Genomic DNA, 15,617 nt, shown 5'->3' with positions numbered 1-15,617 from the left:
CATGCTGTTGATTAGTAATCACATTGTTGATTATAATGGAATATGACTTCCGTACAATACTCAATTTCCAACGATGTGTCCCATACTCAACACATCCTCACATACTGTCCAGTAAGGAGCGAAAAAAAATGAAAAATGATCGCAGGCAGATCCGCACCAAGCAGTTGATCCGGGACGCCCTTCTCAGCCTCATCCCGGAAAAAGGACTCTCCAAGATCACTGTCAAAGACCTGACCGAACGGGCCGACATCAACCGGGGAACGTTCTATCTTCACTACAAGGACGTCGCAGACCTCACCGATCAGCTGAAAGAGGAAATCTTTGCCGAACTCCCCCTTCTCACATCAAAAATCGATCCGACAGACATCCGGATCGCAGCCAAACAGAACGAACCTTACGAACCGATCCAAGCGTTATTGGAATACCTCCTATCCCATAGTGACTTCCTCCGAGTCATGCTGCTGCCCGAAGGAGACCTTCACCTCGCCATGCAGCTAAAGGACTTCATGAAAGAAAACATGCTGAAAAAGTTTGAGCAGTACCTCGGACCCGAAACCGACTCACCCACCGTGCCCGCCGATTATTTCATGGCGTACATCACTTCGGCCAACATCGGTCTCCTGACGCACTGGATGACAAGTGGAAATGATCTTCCCGTCGAGGATATCGCCCTGATGATGACGAAGATCATGAGTCAGGGGCCGTTGGAGGCGATGATGGGTGGAGGGCAATGATCCTCACACAAAAAGCATTCAGCCATGGTGGTTGAATGCTTTTTCAATAAAATGATGAATATGTTTATGCAGATACCCTCATCAGCATCTATCCACCCAATAAAGATCAACCTTACCTCTCCCCAATACCATAGGTTGTCCGCCCTTTCTATCCATCGTATGAACAACATTTCATAACCATCGCTCAAGTATTCAGTGAGATCTGGATGGCATGTAGCCCCTTACCCATCCTGAGTAATTGAAACGGATCTGAGACTGAAAAATGTGAGTCCATCTCCTTTATCTTCAATAGCGCAATCGACCAAAACATTATTCCAGAAAAACTTTTACCTGTTAAACGATTACATTTAATAAATTGGTTTTAACCCCATATGAATGTGGAATGGTAAATACTGTACTTAACTAAGCGACGAAAATAAACAAGGAGGAATCAGCAATGAGCGAACTGGACAAACAAACCTTTTTATCAAACGGAGTCACTCCCCAAACTCAATCCGAACAGCCTGGAGTCGAAAAAGAGATGGATCCGACACCGATCTATGAATTGGAAAGCCATGTGGGCTCAGGAAAGCTGAAAGGCAAGGTTGCCCTCATCACAGGGGGAGACAGCGGAATCGGGAAAGCCGTGGCGATCGGCTATGCAAAAGAAGGCGCGGATATTGCCATTTCATACTTAGATGAACATGAGGATGCCGAACAGACGAAGAAACGCATCGAGGAAGAAGGCGTCAAATGCACCCTTCACCCTGGGGATGTAGTGGATGAAGATTTCTGCTTCAGTGTTGTTGAAGACGTCATCAAAGAGCACGGGAAATTAAATATCCTCGTGAACAACGCAGCACGTCAGGAAGTAAAGAACAGCGTCACGGAAATCAGCGCAGAGCAGTTGAAGCATACGTTTGACGTGAACTTCTTCTCCATGGTGTACTTCACGAAAGCAGCCATCCCGCATCTGAGTGCCGGTGACAGCCTGATCTACACCGCTTCCATCAACCCATACACAGGAAACAAAGCACTGATTGATTACACGTCTACCAAAGGCGCCATCGTGGCATTCGCCCGTTCCGTTGCACAGGAACTCGCCGAAAAAGCCATCCGCGTGAACGGTGTGGCACCAGGTCCTATCTGGACGCCGCTTATCCCAGCAACCATGACCACCGAATTACAGGAATCCTTCGGTGTATCGACTCCACTCGGCCGTCCGGGACAGCCCGCAGACCTTGTAGAGCCATACATCCTGCTCGCTTCAGAAGGATCCGCCTATATGACCGGACAGTTCATCCACGTGAACGGCGGAGGCTACATGTCTTCTTAAGGGTGAATGAAAAAACTGCAGAAAAGTTCGCTTTTCTGCAGTTTTTTAATATGGAAGAAAATTAAGACGAAGGAGGAGCAACACGATGAAGACACCCGGTCCGTCCACCGATTTTCAGAATCAAGAAGAGCTGAAGAAGCATGTATTCAAGACGCTTGATTTATATTACCCCGCCTGCATCGATCACGAAAAAGGCGGCTATATCAACGGCTTCCTGGACGACGGCACCATCACCGACACCACAACCAAGCACCTCGTTGCCACCAGCCGGTATATCTATAATTTCAGCATCGGTGCCATCCTTGGCGGAGGTGACCACTATCTTGAAGCAGCCCGTCACGGTATCCGATTCTTGAATGAGCATCACCTGGATCATCAGCACAACGGCTATTTTTTTGAAATAAATGGCACCGAGGTGGAGAATCCTGCCAAAACGGCCTATGGTCATGCATTCGTACTGCTCTCATCATCCATCGCTTACAAAGCCGGTATCGAAGAAGCAAAAGACGTAATGGAAAATGTATATGATGTGCTCGAAACCCGTTTCTGGGATGAGGATCACGGATTGTATCGTGATGAGTGGAATGCAGATTGGACGAGTCTCTCCCCCTACAGAGGGCAAAACCCCAATATGCATCTGTGCGAAGCGATGCTATCATCATACGAGGCAACAGGAAATGAGCTGTATCTACGAAGGGCCTATAATCTTGCGAAAAAGGTTACCATCGATTTGGCCGACCGGTCAGGCGGACTTGTGTGGGAAAACTACACCCCGGAGTGGGAGCCCGATTACGCGTTCAATAAAGGCGATACAAAAGATGAATTCCGCCCATACGGCTTCATCCCCGGGCATCAATTCGAGTGGGCCAAGCTCCTCATGTGGCTCGATCGTCACCGCTCTGAATCTTGGATGCTTGAGAAGGCAGAAGATCTCTATGAAAGAGCCTGGGAGCTTGGATGGGACAAAGACTACAGCGGTCTCTTCTTTGCCGTTTCACCTGAGCTTGACGTAATCGACCACGACAAAAACTACTGGGTGATGTCAGAAGCCATTGCCGCCTCAGCCCTGCTTGCTGCCAAAACGGAAAATCAGGCATACTGGGAGAAGTATCAACGGCTATTCTCTTATTCTGCTGAGAACCTCATGGATCATGAGCACGGAGGCTGGTATAAGCTCCTTGACCGTGAGAATGAGAAATACAGCCAAGAGAAGAGTTCGCCTCCTAAGACGGATTATCATCCCGTGGCGGCTTGTTATCAGGCGATCATTGCACTGGATGACCCAAGTTAATGAATACGTAAAGAAACAACAATGCCCCCTTGGAAACAAGGGGGCTGTTTTTAGTAATAGATATCTTCAAGCATACGTTTAATCGTTGGAGCTGTTTTAAGCGAAGAAGGAAAGTCGATGTTCAGAGAATTCGCGAGCATGGCCATTTCTGCCGTGATGCCGGTCACAAGCAGTTCGGTCCCCATTACATTCATAAGGCTTTCCAATCGGAAGATTCCTTCAAGATCATCAGACGAAGGGTAGGTCAAACCCGAGACATCAATAATCAATTTCTCGATATGATGGTCCGATACATGTTGAGAGGCCCCCTCGTATACGACCTCAAATCGATGTTCATTCATCGTCCCGACAAGAGGAAGAGCTGCAATATCACCGATTAAAGGGACAATGGGACAAGAAAGTTGCTCAATTTCTAAGAGGGCCTTTTTATAGTTTTCCTCCGCCCTCTTTCTCGCGGTCACATCCCGTTGCACACCTACAAAATAATATTTGTTTTCCTCTTCAATATATAAGGGATCCACCGACAGGCTATTCCAAAACGGCGTGCCATCTTTCTTGTAGTTCAGGACTTCAATGAAGACGGATTCTTTATCCTTGATGGCCACACGAAGCTTATCAATCTCATTCTGATCGGTCTCATTTCCTTGAAGGAAGCGACAATTCCGCCCCATCACTTCCTCCATGGAATACCCCGTCATCGCGGCAAAGCTTTTGTTTGCAAAAACGATAGGATTATCAGGTAGAACGGGATCGGTGATCAACACACCCGCCCCTGTATAGTTCAAGGCTTTTAATAATATATGTTCACTCAGGTTAATAGACACATTTCCCCCTAATGATTGGTTTGACATGGGTAACTTATTGATCCAATTATATCTACCAATTAGTATAATATAGTTGGAAAGGTGTCTACAAATTGTAATGTTTTACAGTAAATGTATCAATCTAGTCTACTTGGTGAGTGCCTTCCTTTCAGTACAGCAACAGGACCGCTTATTTTTCTGCACATATGGCTACTGTCTGATATCCCCTTGATCTTGTTCCTGTTTTCAACAGTACATTCTTTAACCCACTTTCCTTCATAAGAGGAAGTAGCTGTTCGTCTATCATCTTATTGACTCCACCCCATGATACTTCACTTGTTCCATTACATAAAGTAATAACGATTGTACCTCCTGGTTTTAGAACTCTATACATTTCCCGAATTGTTCGAGGCAACTCCCCCCCAAAAATATACTGAATGTATACTCATGACCTTTGTGAAAAGTTGGTCTTTGAAAGGAAGATCCCTTACATCTCCATGTACCAGTTTAACCTTTCCCCTTTTTATCGCATCCTTATTTCTTCTTTTAGCTGAACCGATTATCGACTTGGATAAATCCATTCCCACTACTTCTTCAACAGCAGGTTTCTTAGCTAAAAGCTTCAATGCGTACCCAGCTCCACATCCTAATTCCAGAACGGACTCTTCCTCATTCAGGTTCAATAAATCAAGTGTCCATCGTGTTTCAGGTTCATGCTGCACCACCATTTTTTCTCCAATATACAGTCCCAGAAGACCCGATGGCCGTTCGTATTGGTCCTCTAGGATTGTTTTTAGCCATTTTATGAATTTCATTCCTTCACCTCTGCAGACATTTTATCTTCCTAAAAAATTATAAGTCAGCAGTTTTATAAAACAATATAATAGAAACTATAGGTGTTATTGAATTTTTTTATAGTAATTGGAGGTTACGTTTGTGGATATCAATCAAATAGAGGCATTTGTTCATGTTGTAAGGCTCGGAAGTTATAGTAAGGCGGCCAGGCATCTCAACCTATCCCAACCTACGATCAGTATAAGAGTACAAGGAATTGAAAAAGTAATAGGGGGCAGTCTCTTTCAGCGGGCAGGCAAAGGGGTGGAACTTACTGACATCGGGAAAGGCTTCCTTCCATATGCCTTGCAGATGATTGACATTCTCTCCCGAGGGGTGGACAGAGTCAAATCAATTCAAGAAGGTAAAGTTGGACATGTGACGATAGGTACATTACCTACCTTCACTTCAGGCGCTTTTAGTTCAATCATTTCACAATTACATCGGAGTTCTACCGACATTCAAGTAGAAATCCACACCGGACATAATGAGCAACTTTTTGAAATGCTTTTTGATGGATTCATTAAGATTGGTTTGATCACATTTCCATACTTTAATACGGAGATAAAGCATCATGCCGTACTGAAGGAACCACTCATTCTGGTAGCTCATCGTGATCACCCCATCGCTGTTACTCATGATCGTACTGTGTCTGAATTAGTAAAGGAATGCTCCCCTTATATCATTGTCGACTGGAGCGAGGAAAGTAAACATTGGCAAAAATCGATGATTACACCCGGACTTGATCACCTTGAACTTCCACCCAGCACGGCACTTGATTTTGTCTTATCCAACAATGGGATCACATTGGTTACAGAATCAATGGTTCAAGCTTTATTAGATAATAATACACTAGTAAAACTTAACCCTGTTGATTTCCCACAGATGTATCGTCAGATAGCACTGGTGAGTTTGGATAGCGAAGATTTGTTGTCTCCTGCTGTGAGGACTTTTATTGAGTTTTTTAGAGCACGTTCGGATGGTTGAGGGAGGAGTGCGAGTAATAGCTTTCTTCTGTAAATGTTATTAAACTGACGGGTATAATCTGAACAACTATATGTATACCCGCTCAAAAATAAACACCGGATAACGCCGACTAGTTTAACGAACTTAATACTCTGGGGCTAGTAGCGCTTTTCTTCTTGCCATGTTTATTCCTCCCATTGCCTGGTATTGGTTGCGTGGTAAAACCATTTGAAAAGCACCCAAACAAAAGACAAAAAAAAGACCCCATGCCTGCTGATAATCTCAGCAAACACAAAGTCTCTGGTACGCCCTCGGAGGACGTATAAATGTAGCATTAAACCCTTATCCGATAAGGGTTTTTCATTTTCCATGTGTAAAAAATGTGTAAAAAAATATTAGTATAAGCCACTCAGTAAATAGCATTAAAGAAATCCGAAACTTATGCTGATGTAATGGATATATCTACTGATGTTGTTTATAATCAATTGGTTTCTGATCATAGAGAGAAGTATACACCTGAAGAAGCTCAATATGCTGTAGATAACTCAGAATAAAAAATGGCCCCTTAACAAATTAAATGAGGGGGTTTTAACAATTTATCAAATACCTCAAAGACAATTACATTTTACATAATAATAGAACTAATAGCGATATAATCCAATTGATATGAAAATTCGCTGCTTAATTATATCTGATAATTATCATTCAATACATAATAAAAAAATAAGAGAATTAACACAATACATGTGATTATAACCAGTTTCACCCCGCCACCCCAATTACATATATAGTTTTTTTATTTTGTCCTGTAAATATATTTTTCATACATAAAAAAGCCCCTTGTTCGGGGCTTTAACAAATTAATATTTTTTACAAACTCTTTCAAAGGTATAGTGCAATTGAATCTTTAAAGAGCCGTTGTAGGTTCTATCTGGTGCTGTACCAGTTGTTGCAATCCTAACTAGGTTATCGTAAACGAACGTAATAGAACTATGAGGAGCTACTAAAATAATAATTGGCGCACTATTCTCTCTCTCAAAACGAACGTTAAACGATTGATCACTAAAATTTTCAATTGTACCTGCAGCCGTTACATGAAGACTGTTTGGTTCAACATCAAAAATAACATTGACGTCTCTGTTTCCTCTACCAGAGATAGGGGAACAGTTTTCAAAATGAGCGTCTTTGCACTCCCTTTTTGGTCTTTGCGGACATTTAATGTCTTTCCCTAAAGGTTTACTGAAGCAATCCATATGATTTCACCACCTTTCTTTTCACTTCTATAGACTATGTGGTGAAATCATTTATGCTTGTACCAATGCCTTTTTTTACGTGTAATTCACTAATCCAACAATAAATTGATTTATATTTACCCACTGCAATTTCAAGTGGAAAAATTACATAAAACGAAAAAAACTCTCTCTCTAAGATGCTTAGAGAAAGAGAAAAGGATAGGCCGATCCCCCAGCTGTTTCCAGGTCACAAAGTGAATTAAAAAGGACTGATGATTTATCGATCCTTACAATAACAATATTATGTGACTTGTTGAAAAGTGTTCGTAGAAGATTCCTCTCCTTGAAATATTAGCGGTAGTTAAGTTCCTCTTATGGCTAGAATGATTTAAAATCTCCAAACTACCCTGTAACAAACCCTTGATTACCCTTGAATATAACTCCCAATACCCAGAAGAGCTGGCCTTACCTCTTACGAATCCTGTTAGTTTAAAGGGAAGGCCCTTTGTTGCTACGGCTCCAAGGTTCTTTGATGTCATGCGTTTGACACGGTCTTGAACACAATGGAAAGTCCAATTTCCGTATAGTCACAGATAAATTTTTTTCAATTATGCTGAAGAGAAAACAAGTGGAATTTTTAATGAGGATTATTTGTTAATTGGAAAAATAGCCATCCTCAGCCGACTAGGATGGCTATTTTTCTTGTCCTTTAAAGTATTCTTATTAAACCTAATCTTTAGCGTACTAGAGGGTTTGATATTATCACATCATCGTTATTTGGTGTAGAAAGTGTATCAGGTGAAAACAACTCTCCCCACGTCATCTCCAAATGGAATAATATAATATCAATTTTTTTTAATGATGGATTAGCTCTACCTTGTTCAATAGCGGAAAGATAATTTATTGATATTCCAGTTAAATTGCTTAGGTCTTTTAAAGTTATATCCTTGGTTCTCCGACTCAACCGAATTCGTTTACCTATAATTTTTTCGATATCCATTTTATCAACTCACTCAAATTTGATTATTTTTATAATCTGGATTATGAAAAAGTTATTTAATCTTCAAAAATTAAATGTAGTATATTAAATATTGCATTTAACCTTTTTTATTTCAACATTTTACTACAAGTAATATATACTATTTATGGATTCGTGGTCTAAAAATGGGGCTTACTCCTTCAAACTAAGACAAGTAAGCCCTGTATTTTTATCTCCTATTTAGATTCATAATCTCCATATTCTCCAGTGACAAAGCCCCTCTTCCCGTTGTAGAACACTTCCCAATAGCCAGAAGATTTATTCTTCCCCTGACAGATCCGGTCACTTCAAGGTAGGATTCTTTTGCTACGAATCCAAGTCCCTTTAAAAAACAGCACTATTTTTGGTACCGGATAGACCATTTCCGTATAGTTACAGACAAACAGAGTTTTTCCAGTTATGATGGGTAAAAAGGCTAGGAGGAATTTCCATTGTCGATTAATAAGGTGCGGAAAGCATTATATCTGATGGCCAGGATCCTTGGCGACATCAATGCAGTCAGAAAGGGCACGGTCGGAAAACGAATTGCTCGTCGTGCTGCAGGAAGGGCGACCGGTAAAAGCTTGGGGAAAATCTTCAAATAAAAAAAGGCCCCCTCACGATAATCGTGAGGGGGCTAAAAAATTTGTCGAATACCATATATGGCATTATCAACGATACAATTATTCTTCGCTGATTTCAACTATTTTTTTCCAATGTATATTCTTTTTGCTAATGGTTACCCTTTAAATGTAGGATTTATCCCCTACTGCATTGGACGACCTTTTATGTGATATGGTGAAACAGCCACCCTCCACCCAGGGGTGGCTGTTTCTATTTAGAAAGGTTCGTACTTACCGAATTCTCCTGTCACATAACCTCGTTTTCCTTTATAGAATACTTCCCAGTACCCCGATTCACTGTGTTTTCCTCTTACGGATCCTGCGACTTCAAGGTAAGAGCCTTTTTTCACTTGTCCGAGTTCCCCAGATACTTTCCGGTCAGGTTGATCCTGTACATAAGCAGCGCTCATCACCTTAACGATCTTGATTCGTCCGATGGCTTTAGGACATTTTGGCTTTGGTGCTGGTTTTGGTTTATCTGGCTTCTGTGCGGTGGACGTCGCCGGCGTATGCTCGACTGTCACATACTTACTTGATGCGGTCACATAGTACGTTTCCCCTTTGCTGTTCTTCACCTCATATTGCCACGCATCGTCGACTCTCACTTTACGGACCGCCTGCGGGAATCCATACCCTTTAGGCAGACGTCCTGCAACATGTTTGTCGTTCCATGATGGCTTCGAGTAGTATCGAAGATCATCGACTTTCGATCGTACCCAATTCGTTTTATGAGTAGGGGTACTTTCTTCTTTCGGCTCGACTGCTGCTGGTTTGGATGGAGGGACGACCACTTTAGCATCTGTCATCCTTAAAAGCTCTTTCCACAAGCTTGGATTCGATACCATTGGAGCCGGACAGTTCTTTCCGGTAACGTCAAAATGACGGACAAAACGATTTTCTGTATCTTTCAGCTGCGGGAACTTCTTCTGCAGGTACTGATTTACAAGGGCTGTCCGTGCGAGAGTGTCTGGATGGATTGTTCCGTCTTCTTCTACGCACATTTCCACATGGATGCAAAGGAGATTGGCGTTCCCTTGGCCATCGATGGTTGGATACCGTGGATCTGTAGCCCTGAGTGAGGACAACTTCAATCCCGCTGTCCCTCCGTCGTTCGCACCGAATGTCCCTTCATCTAATGGGATCAGTTCAAGCGCTTGGAAGCGATCCACGAAGATGTGGGCCCCGGCATAACGTTCGATCTCAATGATTGTTTTATCGAAATAGACGAAGTGATTCTCTGCGCTTGCGCCGTAGTTAGCTGTCCAATGTTCTGTTACAGCTTGCAATCTCAGCAACTTAAAACCGGGTCTTGAATACTTGTTTTTTCTGATATGTTTGACCTTGTAATTAAGCTTGACCATTTACATTCTCTCCATTCTGATTGAATTAGAAAAAGCCCCCTGGATAGGGAGCTTACTTATCGACGTCTTCACTTTTCTCCTCGATGACCTGAAGGCTGTTCTTTATCTTTCGGGGGACCTTCACCCCGACCTGTGCCAGATTCTCCGTGATAGAGAGAATTTCCTGGCCAACATAAAATAAGACAGTCCCGAAGGTTATCACCCCACTGAGTCCAAGAATTTGATCAATGATATTTGCCACGATGATAACCAGGAACGTCAACATCTTTCGCACATACCCAAACCAAGCACTGCGACTGCGAAGTTTCCCAAACTTAATCGCCTTAACAATCCCCGTGATGATATCAATGATAATCAACACCATAAGGAGATCTATAAACTTTACGTTCCCAAATAAATACGCTCTTGCTACATCCAAAGACTCAACATTCAATAACAACGATGTTTCCTCCACTTCTCTCACCTCATAATTTTGTCAAAATAAAAAAGCCTTATAGGCTTTGGGCGAACTCTATTCGGCTTTGCTAATGCTATTGACTGACCGGGCATCGATGATGACATCTCCAATGATGACGGTGTGTTCAGGGTCGGAATGCCCTTGTGCTTCCTTAATCGTTTCGTGATATTCCTTGGCGACAGCTGCATTCCATTCTTCTACTTCGGTTTTATGCTTTGTTCCGTTATGCTCAACGACAGTTACTTTAATCATGAACGGTTACCACCTTTCCTTTGCTGTTTGGCTTTTTTATGTTCTTTTTGAAGGAGTCCCTCGGCTTTCTCCAGTCTCTCCTTCAAGTCTTGATTTTCTTGAGTGAGAAGGGTGAATTGCTGTGTTAGTGCGGTGAGCTGGACTTCCTTTTGCCCGATGATTTTGATGAAAAAAGAAGGGTCGATTTGTTGGTTTTGGTTTTCCATGAATACATTCTCCTTATAAAAGAGGGCAATTATGCCCCCACTTGGTTTATTTTTTCTTCTAAGACCATCATTCGTTCTTCCTGGTCCGCATATTTCTTTTCTAGTTCTGCGATTTCTCTACCTTTGGTTTCATTCTCATGTTTCAGCACTTTGATGTCTTCCACGTTATCGTTCAAAATTGGGATAAATAGAAACGGAAGCCTCTCATACTTCAAGCCTTGGATGGAGCGATTACCTTGTTCGTCCGGCAAGCCTTTATTTACAAAGAGATCAAGGCCAAGATCCGCGACATCCTCCGCGATGGCTCCTGGTACCCTCTCCATATAAGGAATGTCTAAGTCTTCAAGAGAGCCACCGTTCGATAGGTAGTTCGCATACTGATCGATGGTCGTCTTATCAAACCACGTTTTCGGTTTCAACTTTAGGATTTTGTATGCTTCCTCTTTTGGAATCTCTTCCTCGAGATATTTGAACTTCCTTGAAGAAGTGTCTCTTCCCATTACACCGTTGGATGTAATGTAAAGGTTTGACCCATAGGTATAGGTCCGGTTAAAGATTGAATCTGAACGAATGAAGGTTGACCTAGAGTCCTCGCCAAACGAAAAGACATTTCGTCCTCCCTGGAAGACTGTAAGTTCTCCTGCTCCGTTCCCGCCAACCCGATTATTGTAAGGAGATTCGGAGATTTCAAATCCATTCCCATTTAGGAAGGTTAATCCTTCCCCTTTACCAGGATCGTTAATTCTCAAGGAGTTGATGTTAATTAGATTGTTGTTTTGCATATCAACGTCACCATCAAAGGCAAATCTATTTGCAAGCTCTTTCTGGAATACTACTGTTGGATCCCCAGCATTCCCCGATGAGCCGATAGAGAGAACGTTCATTCCATATGGCCCTACATTAAAGTTTGTTTTAATCCCACTAAAAGTAACACTACCAGTACTACTTTTGCTACGGAAAACAATGTCCCTCAATGCTTCCAAAGTTACCGCTTCTGAACCACTTACCCCATTTGCAAAGAAATTTAAAACTGATGTTCCTCCCGAAGCAATGGATAGAGGGCTGTTGTATGCACCTACTTTAAATTCAAAATATCTGTTGTCCAAGCCTGCAAATTCAAATTTTTCACCATGGGTAACATACATAGCATCAGCGTAAACGCTTATACCTTGCTCCCTTAAAGCATAACCTGTGCTTTTAGTGATTCTGTCACGATAAATTCTTAAAGATCCTGTTGAAAGTTCTCCTCCTTCTTCAGTATTGTAAGTGGAATCCCTAGTAGAGATATTCTGAGAATATGCCTTACCTGCCCTTATTGTTGTTCCGTTAAATATTACGTTGCCCCCAACACTAGGGGATTTCGAGACAAGTTCTACTCCGTCTACAAGACCGGCCGTTACCTTCCCGAGATTGGCAGAAATGGCGGAGAGCTCATTCGCGTTGATCTTCGAGGCGTCTACGCTGGCGATCTTTGCATTATCTACCGCAAGGTTCGCAATCTTGGCGGTTGTGACGGCTGCATAATCGAGCTGGGCATTACCGACAGCCAGGTTGCCAATCTTCGCCGTCGTGATGGCTGCGTCCGCCACCGCCAATGTGCCGACTGCTGCGATCCCAATCTTCGTGGATGTGACGGCCAAGGTGGCAATCATGGCATTCCCGATCGCCAGGTCCGCAATAATCCCGGATGAGGCGGTGATCGTATTCGTCGCCATCTCGTAGGAACGGATCGTCCTTGTAGCAATCTCATTCGCCGTGACAGCGCCCGTAGCAATCTTTGAGGTCGTAACAGCCCTTGCATATATCTCGTTCGCTGTAACGGATCCTGTGGCCAATTTCGACGTTGTCACAGACCTGGCATACAGTTTATCCGTTGTGATCGCTCCGGCATTGATATCGTCATCAGGGTGAGGAGAATAGTCCAGGGCGACAATGCCCCGGTGCCACATGATCCCGTTCACATTCGTAACGGTCCCGGAAGCCCCATTACGGAATTCAATCATCATCCTGGCTGCCGTGGAAGGTGCTTTGACTTTCGCCACCAATTTCCGATACTCAGATGAATAGGAGGTTAATGATTCAAAGACGTCCCCCGCAAACCCCGCAGATTCCGTTTCGAATCTGATCCGAATGTAGAAATCATCTGCCCCAGTGGTCATCCGTTTGAAATACGCAGAAAGGACAATATCCTCCCCAGGACTCACCGGGAGGGTGTAGGATCTCAAGTACGCTGTCGTATCGACGGTCAACGACCTTTTAGAGATATACTCTGTGTCGTTGATGCGGCTCGCATACCCTGGACTTTGATCTGGCCGACTAAAGGAGAAGAGATTTGCTGACGAAACCATTAAAGATCCTGCTACGATTTTATCAGCGTAAATGCCACTAATCTTTGCATTATCTACAGCCAAATTATCTATTTTAGCATTGGTTATTGCTCCATTTTGAATGGCTGCGTTCCCTACTGCTAAATTGGCAATCTTCGTTGCCGTTACTGCGCTGTCCGCTAGTTTGGTGGCATCCACCGATAGCTCCGCCAACTTTGAAGCAATCACCGCATTGTCCATAAGCTTTTCATAGCTAACTGATAAACTACCAAGCTTTGCATTATTGATTGCCTGGTCTACAATCTTTTCAACTGATACGGCTTTGTTGCCCAATTTGATGTTGCTGATGGCACCGTCCACGATCTTATCCACCGAGACGGCCAAGTCTTCGAGCTTCTTGTTATTGACCGCGCCATCTACGATTTTCCCCACTGTGACGGCCAGGTCGGCCAACTTCACATTGCCCACCGCTCCGTTGGTAATCTTGCTGAAATCCACTGCCCCATCATCCAACTTTCCATTCGTGACGGCTCCTGGAGAAAGCTTCCCACTTGTTACCGCCTGATCGGCTAACTTCTTCGCTGATATGGAGAGGTCGGCCAGTAAATCAGACGTGACACTCCCGAACAAGATGTCGTCCGTCACGATCCTGGCCGTTTGGGCCGTTACGACATCGGAGAAGTCACTGTATTCCCCGTGGGTGTTCATGGTACGGCCGACAAAGTACCACTGCTCATTGGTTCCCGCGTTATGGACAAATCCGCCTGTCTTCCCTCTAAAGAGCAAATTCGATGGACCTGGGATGAACTCAGGGAACTGTGAGCCATAGAGCTCATACGCAGCCACATGAATGGCCGAATTGAATCCCCAGCTGAGTTTGATGGTCTTGAATAACCCGTCTGCTGTGAGACCCTTTATAGACGGAGGCGGGCTGTCTATGATGTCATAGTCGTCGATGGGACCCATATCCGGAATTGATGGATTTGACCAGACGCCACTCTTTTCATTGAGTCTTGCTTCAATGGCGCTGATCCGGTCATCCGAGTCGTTGAAGTCAAGAAAACTTCCAAGTTCGACCTCTGCCGGCTTATCCGGATTAGCGACGTCATACTTGAACTTGATAATCCGGCTTTCCAGCTCAATGGGTTGGGCAAAAGAATCATCGATTGCGATTGTGGTATCGCCCAGCCGGGCTTTTCGATGATCATAGCCCGAAATGCTCTCCAGGAGGTGAACCGTCATGCTGACATTCAGAATGGGCTCCATTTCCTCTTGCAAAGCGTTGTAGGTTTCCTGAAGAAGAACTTCCGGGTCCTCTTGTTCTCCATCCTCGTAAAAGCCGACCCGGTGGCGCCTGGTCCCGCCTTTGTTTTTGCGTCCATACTTCTGGAGGGCCCGAGGGTCCCCGACCCACTCTTGACCAAGAGGCTTATCGACCGGATCCCCCTTGCTTACCTTCCATTCCACGTCGGCAAAGGTGATTTTCCTGGTAAAGCCCCCGTCCTCGGTTTGAAGACTGGACCCTCTTCCGTAGAGGGCGGTCTTGGGACTCGATTCGATCCGGTAGTTTAACGACTCAATGTCTTCATCGATGTACCACCGGTTTCCGGCATTTTGTCCACGCCTGGGCAGAATATCGATGTATCGGTCTTTTATTCCGTTATCATCGATTTCGACTCGATCCTTCAGTTCCCCACCCCATGTATTGATGATGATTTCAAGGGCGTTCTTGGCGGAAATATAATAAAAATTGGCCGAGTTAATCCCTAACTCCGCCACGGTCCCTACCTTTATTCTGGTTTTACTTAGTACGCGCGTTGCTGCTGTTTCGGCGGTAACGTTGTACGCCCGGATGTCTTCCAGAGGCTCATCCTCAAGCTCCTGCATCCAGGAAACGCATTCCGCGATAATTTCCGGGCCATCCTTTCCGTTACTCCATTCCGGATTCTTAATGATGAACAAACGAAAAACCTCATCCTTGTCATAAAAACCGACTTGGTTTTCATTGACGAGGAATGAGGCATCTGGATGATCCGCCGTGGCCTTAATCTGAAACACAGGCTCACGGTTTAGTTCGTCTTCGAATGGAGCCGCGTATACCAAGCAAGCTCCATCAGCATCCGATGACAAGACCGTCAATAGGTTGTCGTCCGGATCAAATACATAGAAATCAGCCAAGTCACCACATCCTTTCTCTG

General features: G+C 44.0%; 15 protein-coding genes. 6 read left to right on the top strand and 9 right to left on the bottom strand.

The features are described 5' to 3' along the window. Positions 1 to 128 precede the first annotated feature (128 nt). From ABJ225_RS14380 to ABJ225_RS14370, 3 genes are all read left to right on the top strand, one after another. Positions 129 to 734 carry a TetR/AcrR family transcriptional regulator gene (locus ABJ225_RS14380; protein ID WP_218246478.1) on the top strand — a complete coding sequence of 202 codons (606 nt, stop codon included), beginning with the start codon at positions 129 to 131 and terminating at the stop codon, positions 732 to 734. 436 nt (positions 735 to 1,170) lie between these two features. Continuing rightward, complete coding sequence (locus tag ABJ225_RS14375) at positions 1,171 to 2,049, top strand: SDR family oxidoreductase (RefSeq protein WP_218246477.1); 879 nt, start codon at positions 1,171 to 1,173, stop codon at positions 2,047 to 2,049. Positions 2,050 to 2,134: 85 nt separating this feature from the next. Next, positions 2,135 to 3,340 carry an AGE family epimerase/isomerase gene (locus tag ABJ225_RS14370; RefSeq protein WP_347320869.1) on the top strand — a complete coding sequence of 402 codons (1,206 nt, stop codon included), beginning with the start codon at positions 2,135 to 2,137 and terminating at the stop codon, positions 3,338 to 3,340. A 50-nt stretch (positions 3,341 to 3,390) separates the two neighbouring features. Here the strand turns inward: ABJ225_RS14370 and ytvA are convergent, their stop codons facing one another. Further along, positions 3,391 to 4,164 (bottom strand): YtvA family blue-light photoreceptor, encoded by a 774-nt coding sequence (ytvA, locus tag ABJ225_RS14365; protein ID WP_218246475.1) that lies wholly within the window; start codon positions 4,162 to 4,164, stop codon positions 3,391 to 3,393. A gap of 365 nt (positions 4,165 to 4,529) precedes the next feature. Further along, on the bottom strand, positions 4,530 to 4,958 hold the full coding sequence (locus ABJ225_RS14360; protein ID WP_290032091.1) for a class I SAM-dependent methyltransferase: 429 nt from the start codon (positions 4,956 to 4,958) through the stop codon (positions 4,530 to 4,532). 121 nt (positions 4,959 to 5,079) lie between these two features. Between ABJ225_RS14360 and ABJ225_RS14355 the strand changes: the two genes are divergently transcribed. Together ABJ225_RS14355 and ABJ225_RS22390 are read left to right on the top strand one after the other, a co-directional pair. Beyond that, positions 5,080 to 5,964 carry a LysR family transcriptional regulator gene (locus ABJ225_RS14355; protein WP_347320868.1) on the top strand — a complete coding sequence of 295 codons (885 nt, stop codon included), beginning with the start codon at positions 5,080 to 5,082 and terminating at the stop codon, positions 5,962 to 5,964. Between the two features lie 395 nt (positions 5,965 to 6,359). Then, complete coding sequence (locus ABJ225_RS22390; RefSeq protein ID WP_481900629.1) at positions 6,360 to 6,497, top strand: Ltp family lipoprotein; 138 nt, start codon at positions 6,360 to 6,362, stop codon at positions 6,495 to 6,497. A gap of 306 nt (positions 6,498 to 6,803) precedes the next feature. Here the strand turns inward: ABJ225_RS22390 and ABJ225_RS14350 are convergent, their stop codons facing one another. Both ABJ225_RS14350 and ABJ225_RS14345 read right to left on the bottom strand, forming a co-directional pair. Continuing rightward, on the bottom strand, positions 6,804 to 7,196 hold the full coding sequence (locus ABJ225_RS14350) for an S-Ena type endospore appendage (protein ID WP_056540595.1): 393 nt from the start codon (positions 7,194 to 7,196) through the stop codon (positions 6,804 to 6,806). A gap of 715 nt (positions 7,197 to 7,911) precedes the next feature. Further along, complete coding sequence (locus ABJ225_RS14345) at positions 7,912 to 8,175, bottom strand: helix-turn-helix domain-containing protein (protein ID WP_082529811.1); 264 nt, start codon at positions 8,173 to 8,175, stop codon at positions 7,912 to 7,914. A gap of 470 nt (positions 8,176 to 8,645) precedes the next feature. Here ABJ225_RS14345 and ABJ225_RS14340 point away from each other — a divergent pair, with 470 nt between their 5' ends. Next, the gene (locus ABJ225_RS14340; protein ID WP_347320867.1) at positions 8,646 to 8,798 is read left to right on the top strand and encodes a hypothetical protein; all 153 of its coding nucleotides are present in this window, start codon (positions 8,646 to 8,648) and stop codon (positions 8,796 to 8,798) included. A gap of 233 nt (positions 8,799 to 9,031) precedes the next feature. Here ABJ225_RS14340 and ABJ225_RS14335 read toward each other — a convergent pair whose 3' ends face one another. The 5 genes from ABJ225_RS14335 to ABJ225_RS14315 all read right to left on the bottom strand — a co-directional run bounded on the left by ABJ225_RS14335 (position 9,032) and on the right by ABJ225_RS14315 (position 15,597). Then, positions 9,032 to 10,111: a peptidoglycan recognition protein family protein gene (locus ABJ225_RS14335; RefSeq protein WP_347320866.1), complete on the bottom strand. Its 1,080-nt coding sequence runs from the start codon at positions 10,109 to 10,111 to the stop codon at positions 9,032 to 9,034. A 118-nt stretch (positions 10,112 to 10,229) separates the two neighbouring features. Then, positions 10,230 to 10,631, bottom strand: a complete 402-nt coding sequence (locus ABJ225_RS14330) for a phage holin family protein (protein WP_056540591.1) — start codon at positions 10,629 to 10,631, stop codon at positions 10,230 to 10,232. Positions 10,632 to 10,688: 57 nt separating this feature from the next. Continuing rightward, positions 10,689 to 10,886, bottom strand: coding sequence for a hypothetical protein (locus tag ABJ225_RS14325; RefSeq protein ID WP_056540588.1), 198 nt, complete (start codon positions 10,884 to 10,886; stop codon positions 10,689 to 10,691). Next, the gene (locus ABJ225_RS14320; protein WP_347320865.1) at positions 10,883 to 11,092 is read right to left on the bottom strand and encodes a hypothetical protein; all 210 of its coding nucleotides are present in this window, start codon (positions 11,090 to 11,092) and stop codon (positions 10,883 to 10,885) included. The genes ABJ225_RS14325 and ABJ225_RS14320 overlap by 4 nt, the downstream gene beginning before the upstream one ends. A gap of 29 nt (positions 11,093 to 11,121) precedes the next feature. Continuing rightward, positions 11,122 to 15,597, bottom strand: coding sequence for a phage tail spike protein (locus ABJ225_RS14315; RefSeq protein ID WP_347320864.1), 4,476 nt, complete (start codon positions 15,595 to 15,597; stop codon positions 11,122 to 11,124). Between the last annotated feature and the right edge of the window lie 20 nt (positions 15,598 to 15,617).

The organism is Rossellomorea sp. RS05 (genome assembly GCF_039822645.1).
GTDB classification, from domain to species: domain Bacteria; phylum Bacillota; class Bacilli; order Bacillales; family Bacillaceae_B; genus Rossellomorea; species Rossellomorea marisflavi_B.
This window is presented reverse-complemented; position numbering and strand designations above follow the sequence as displayed.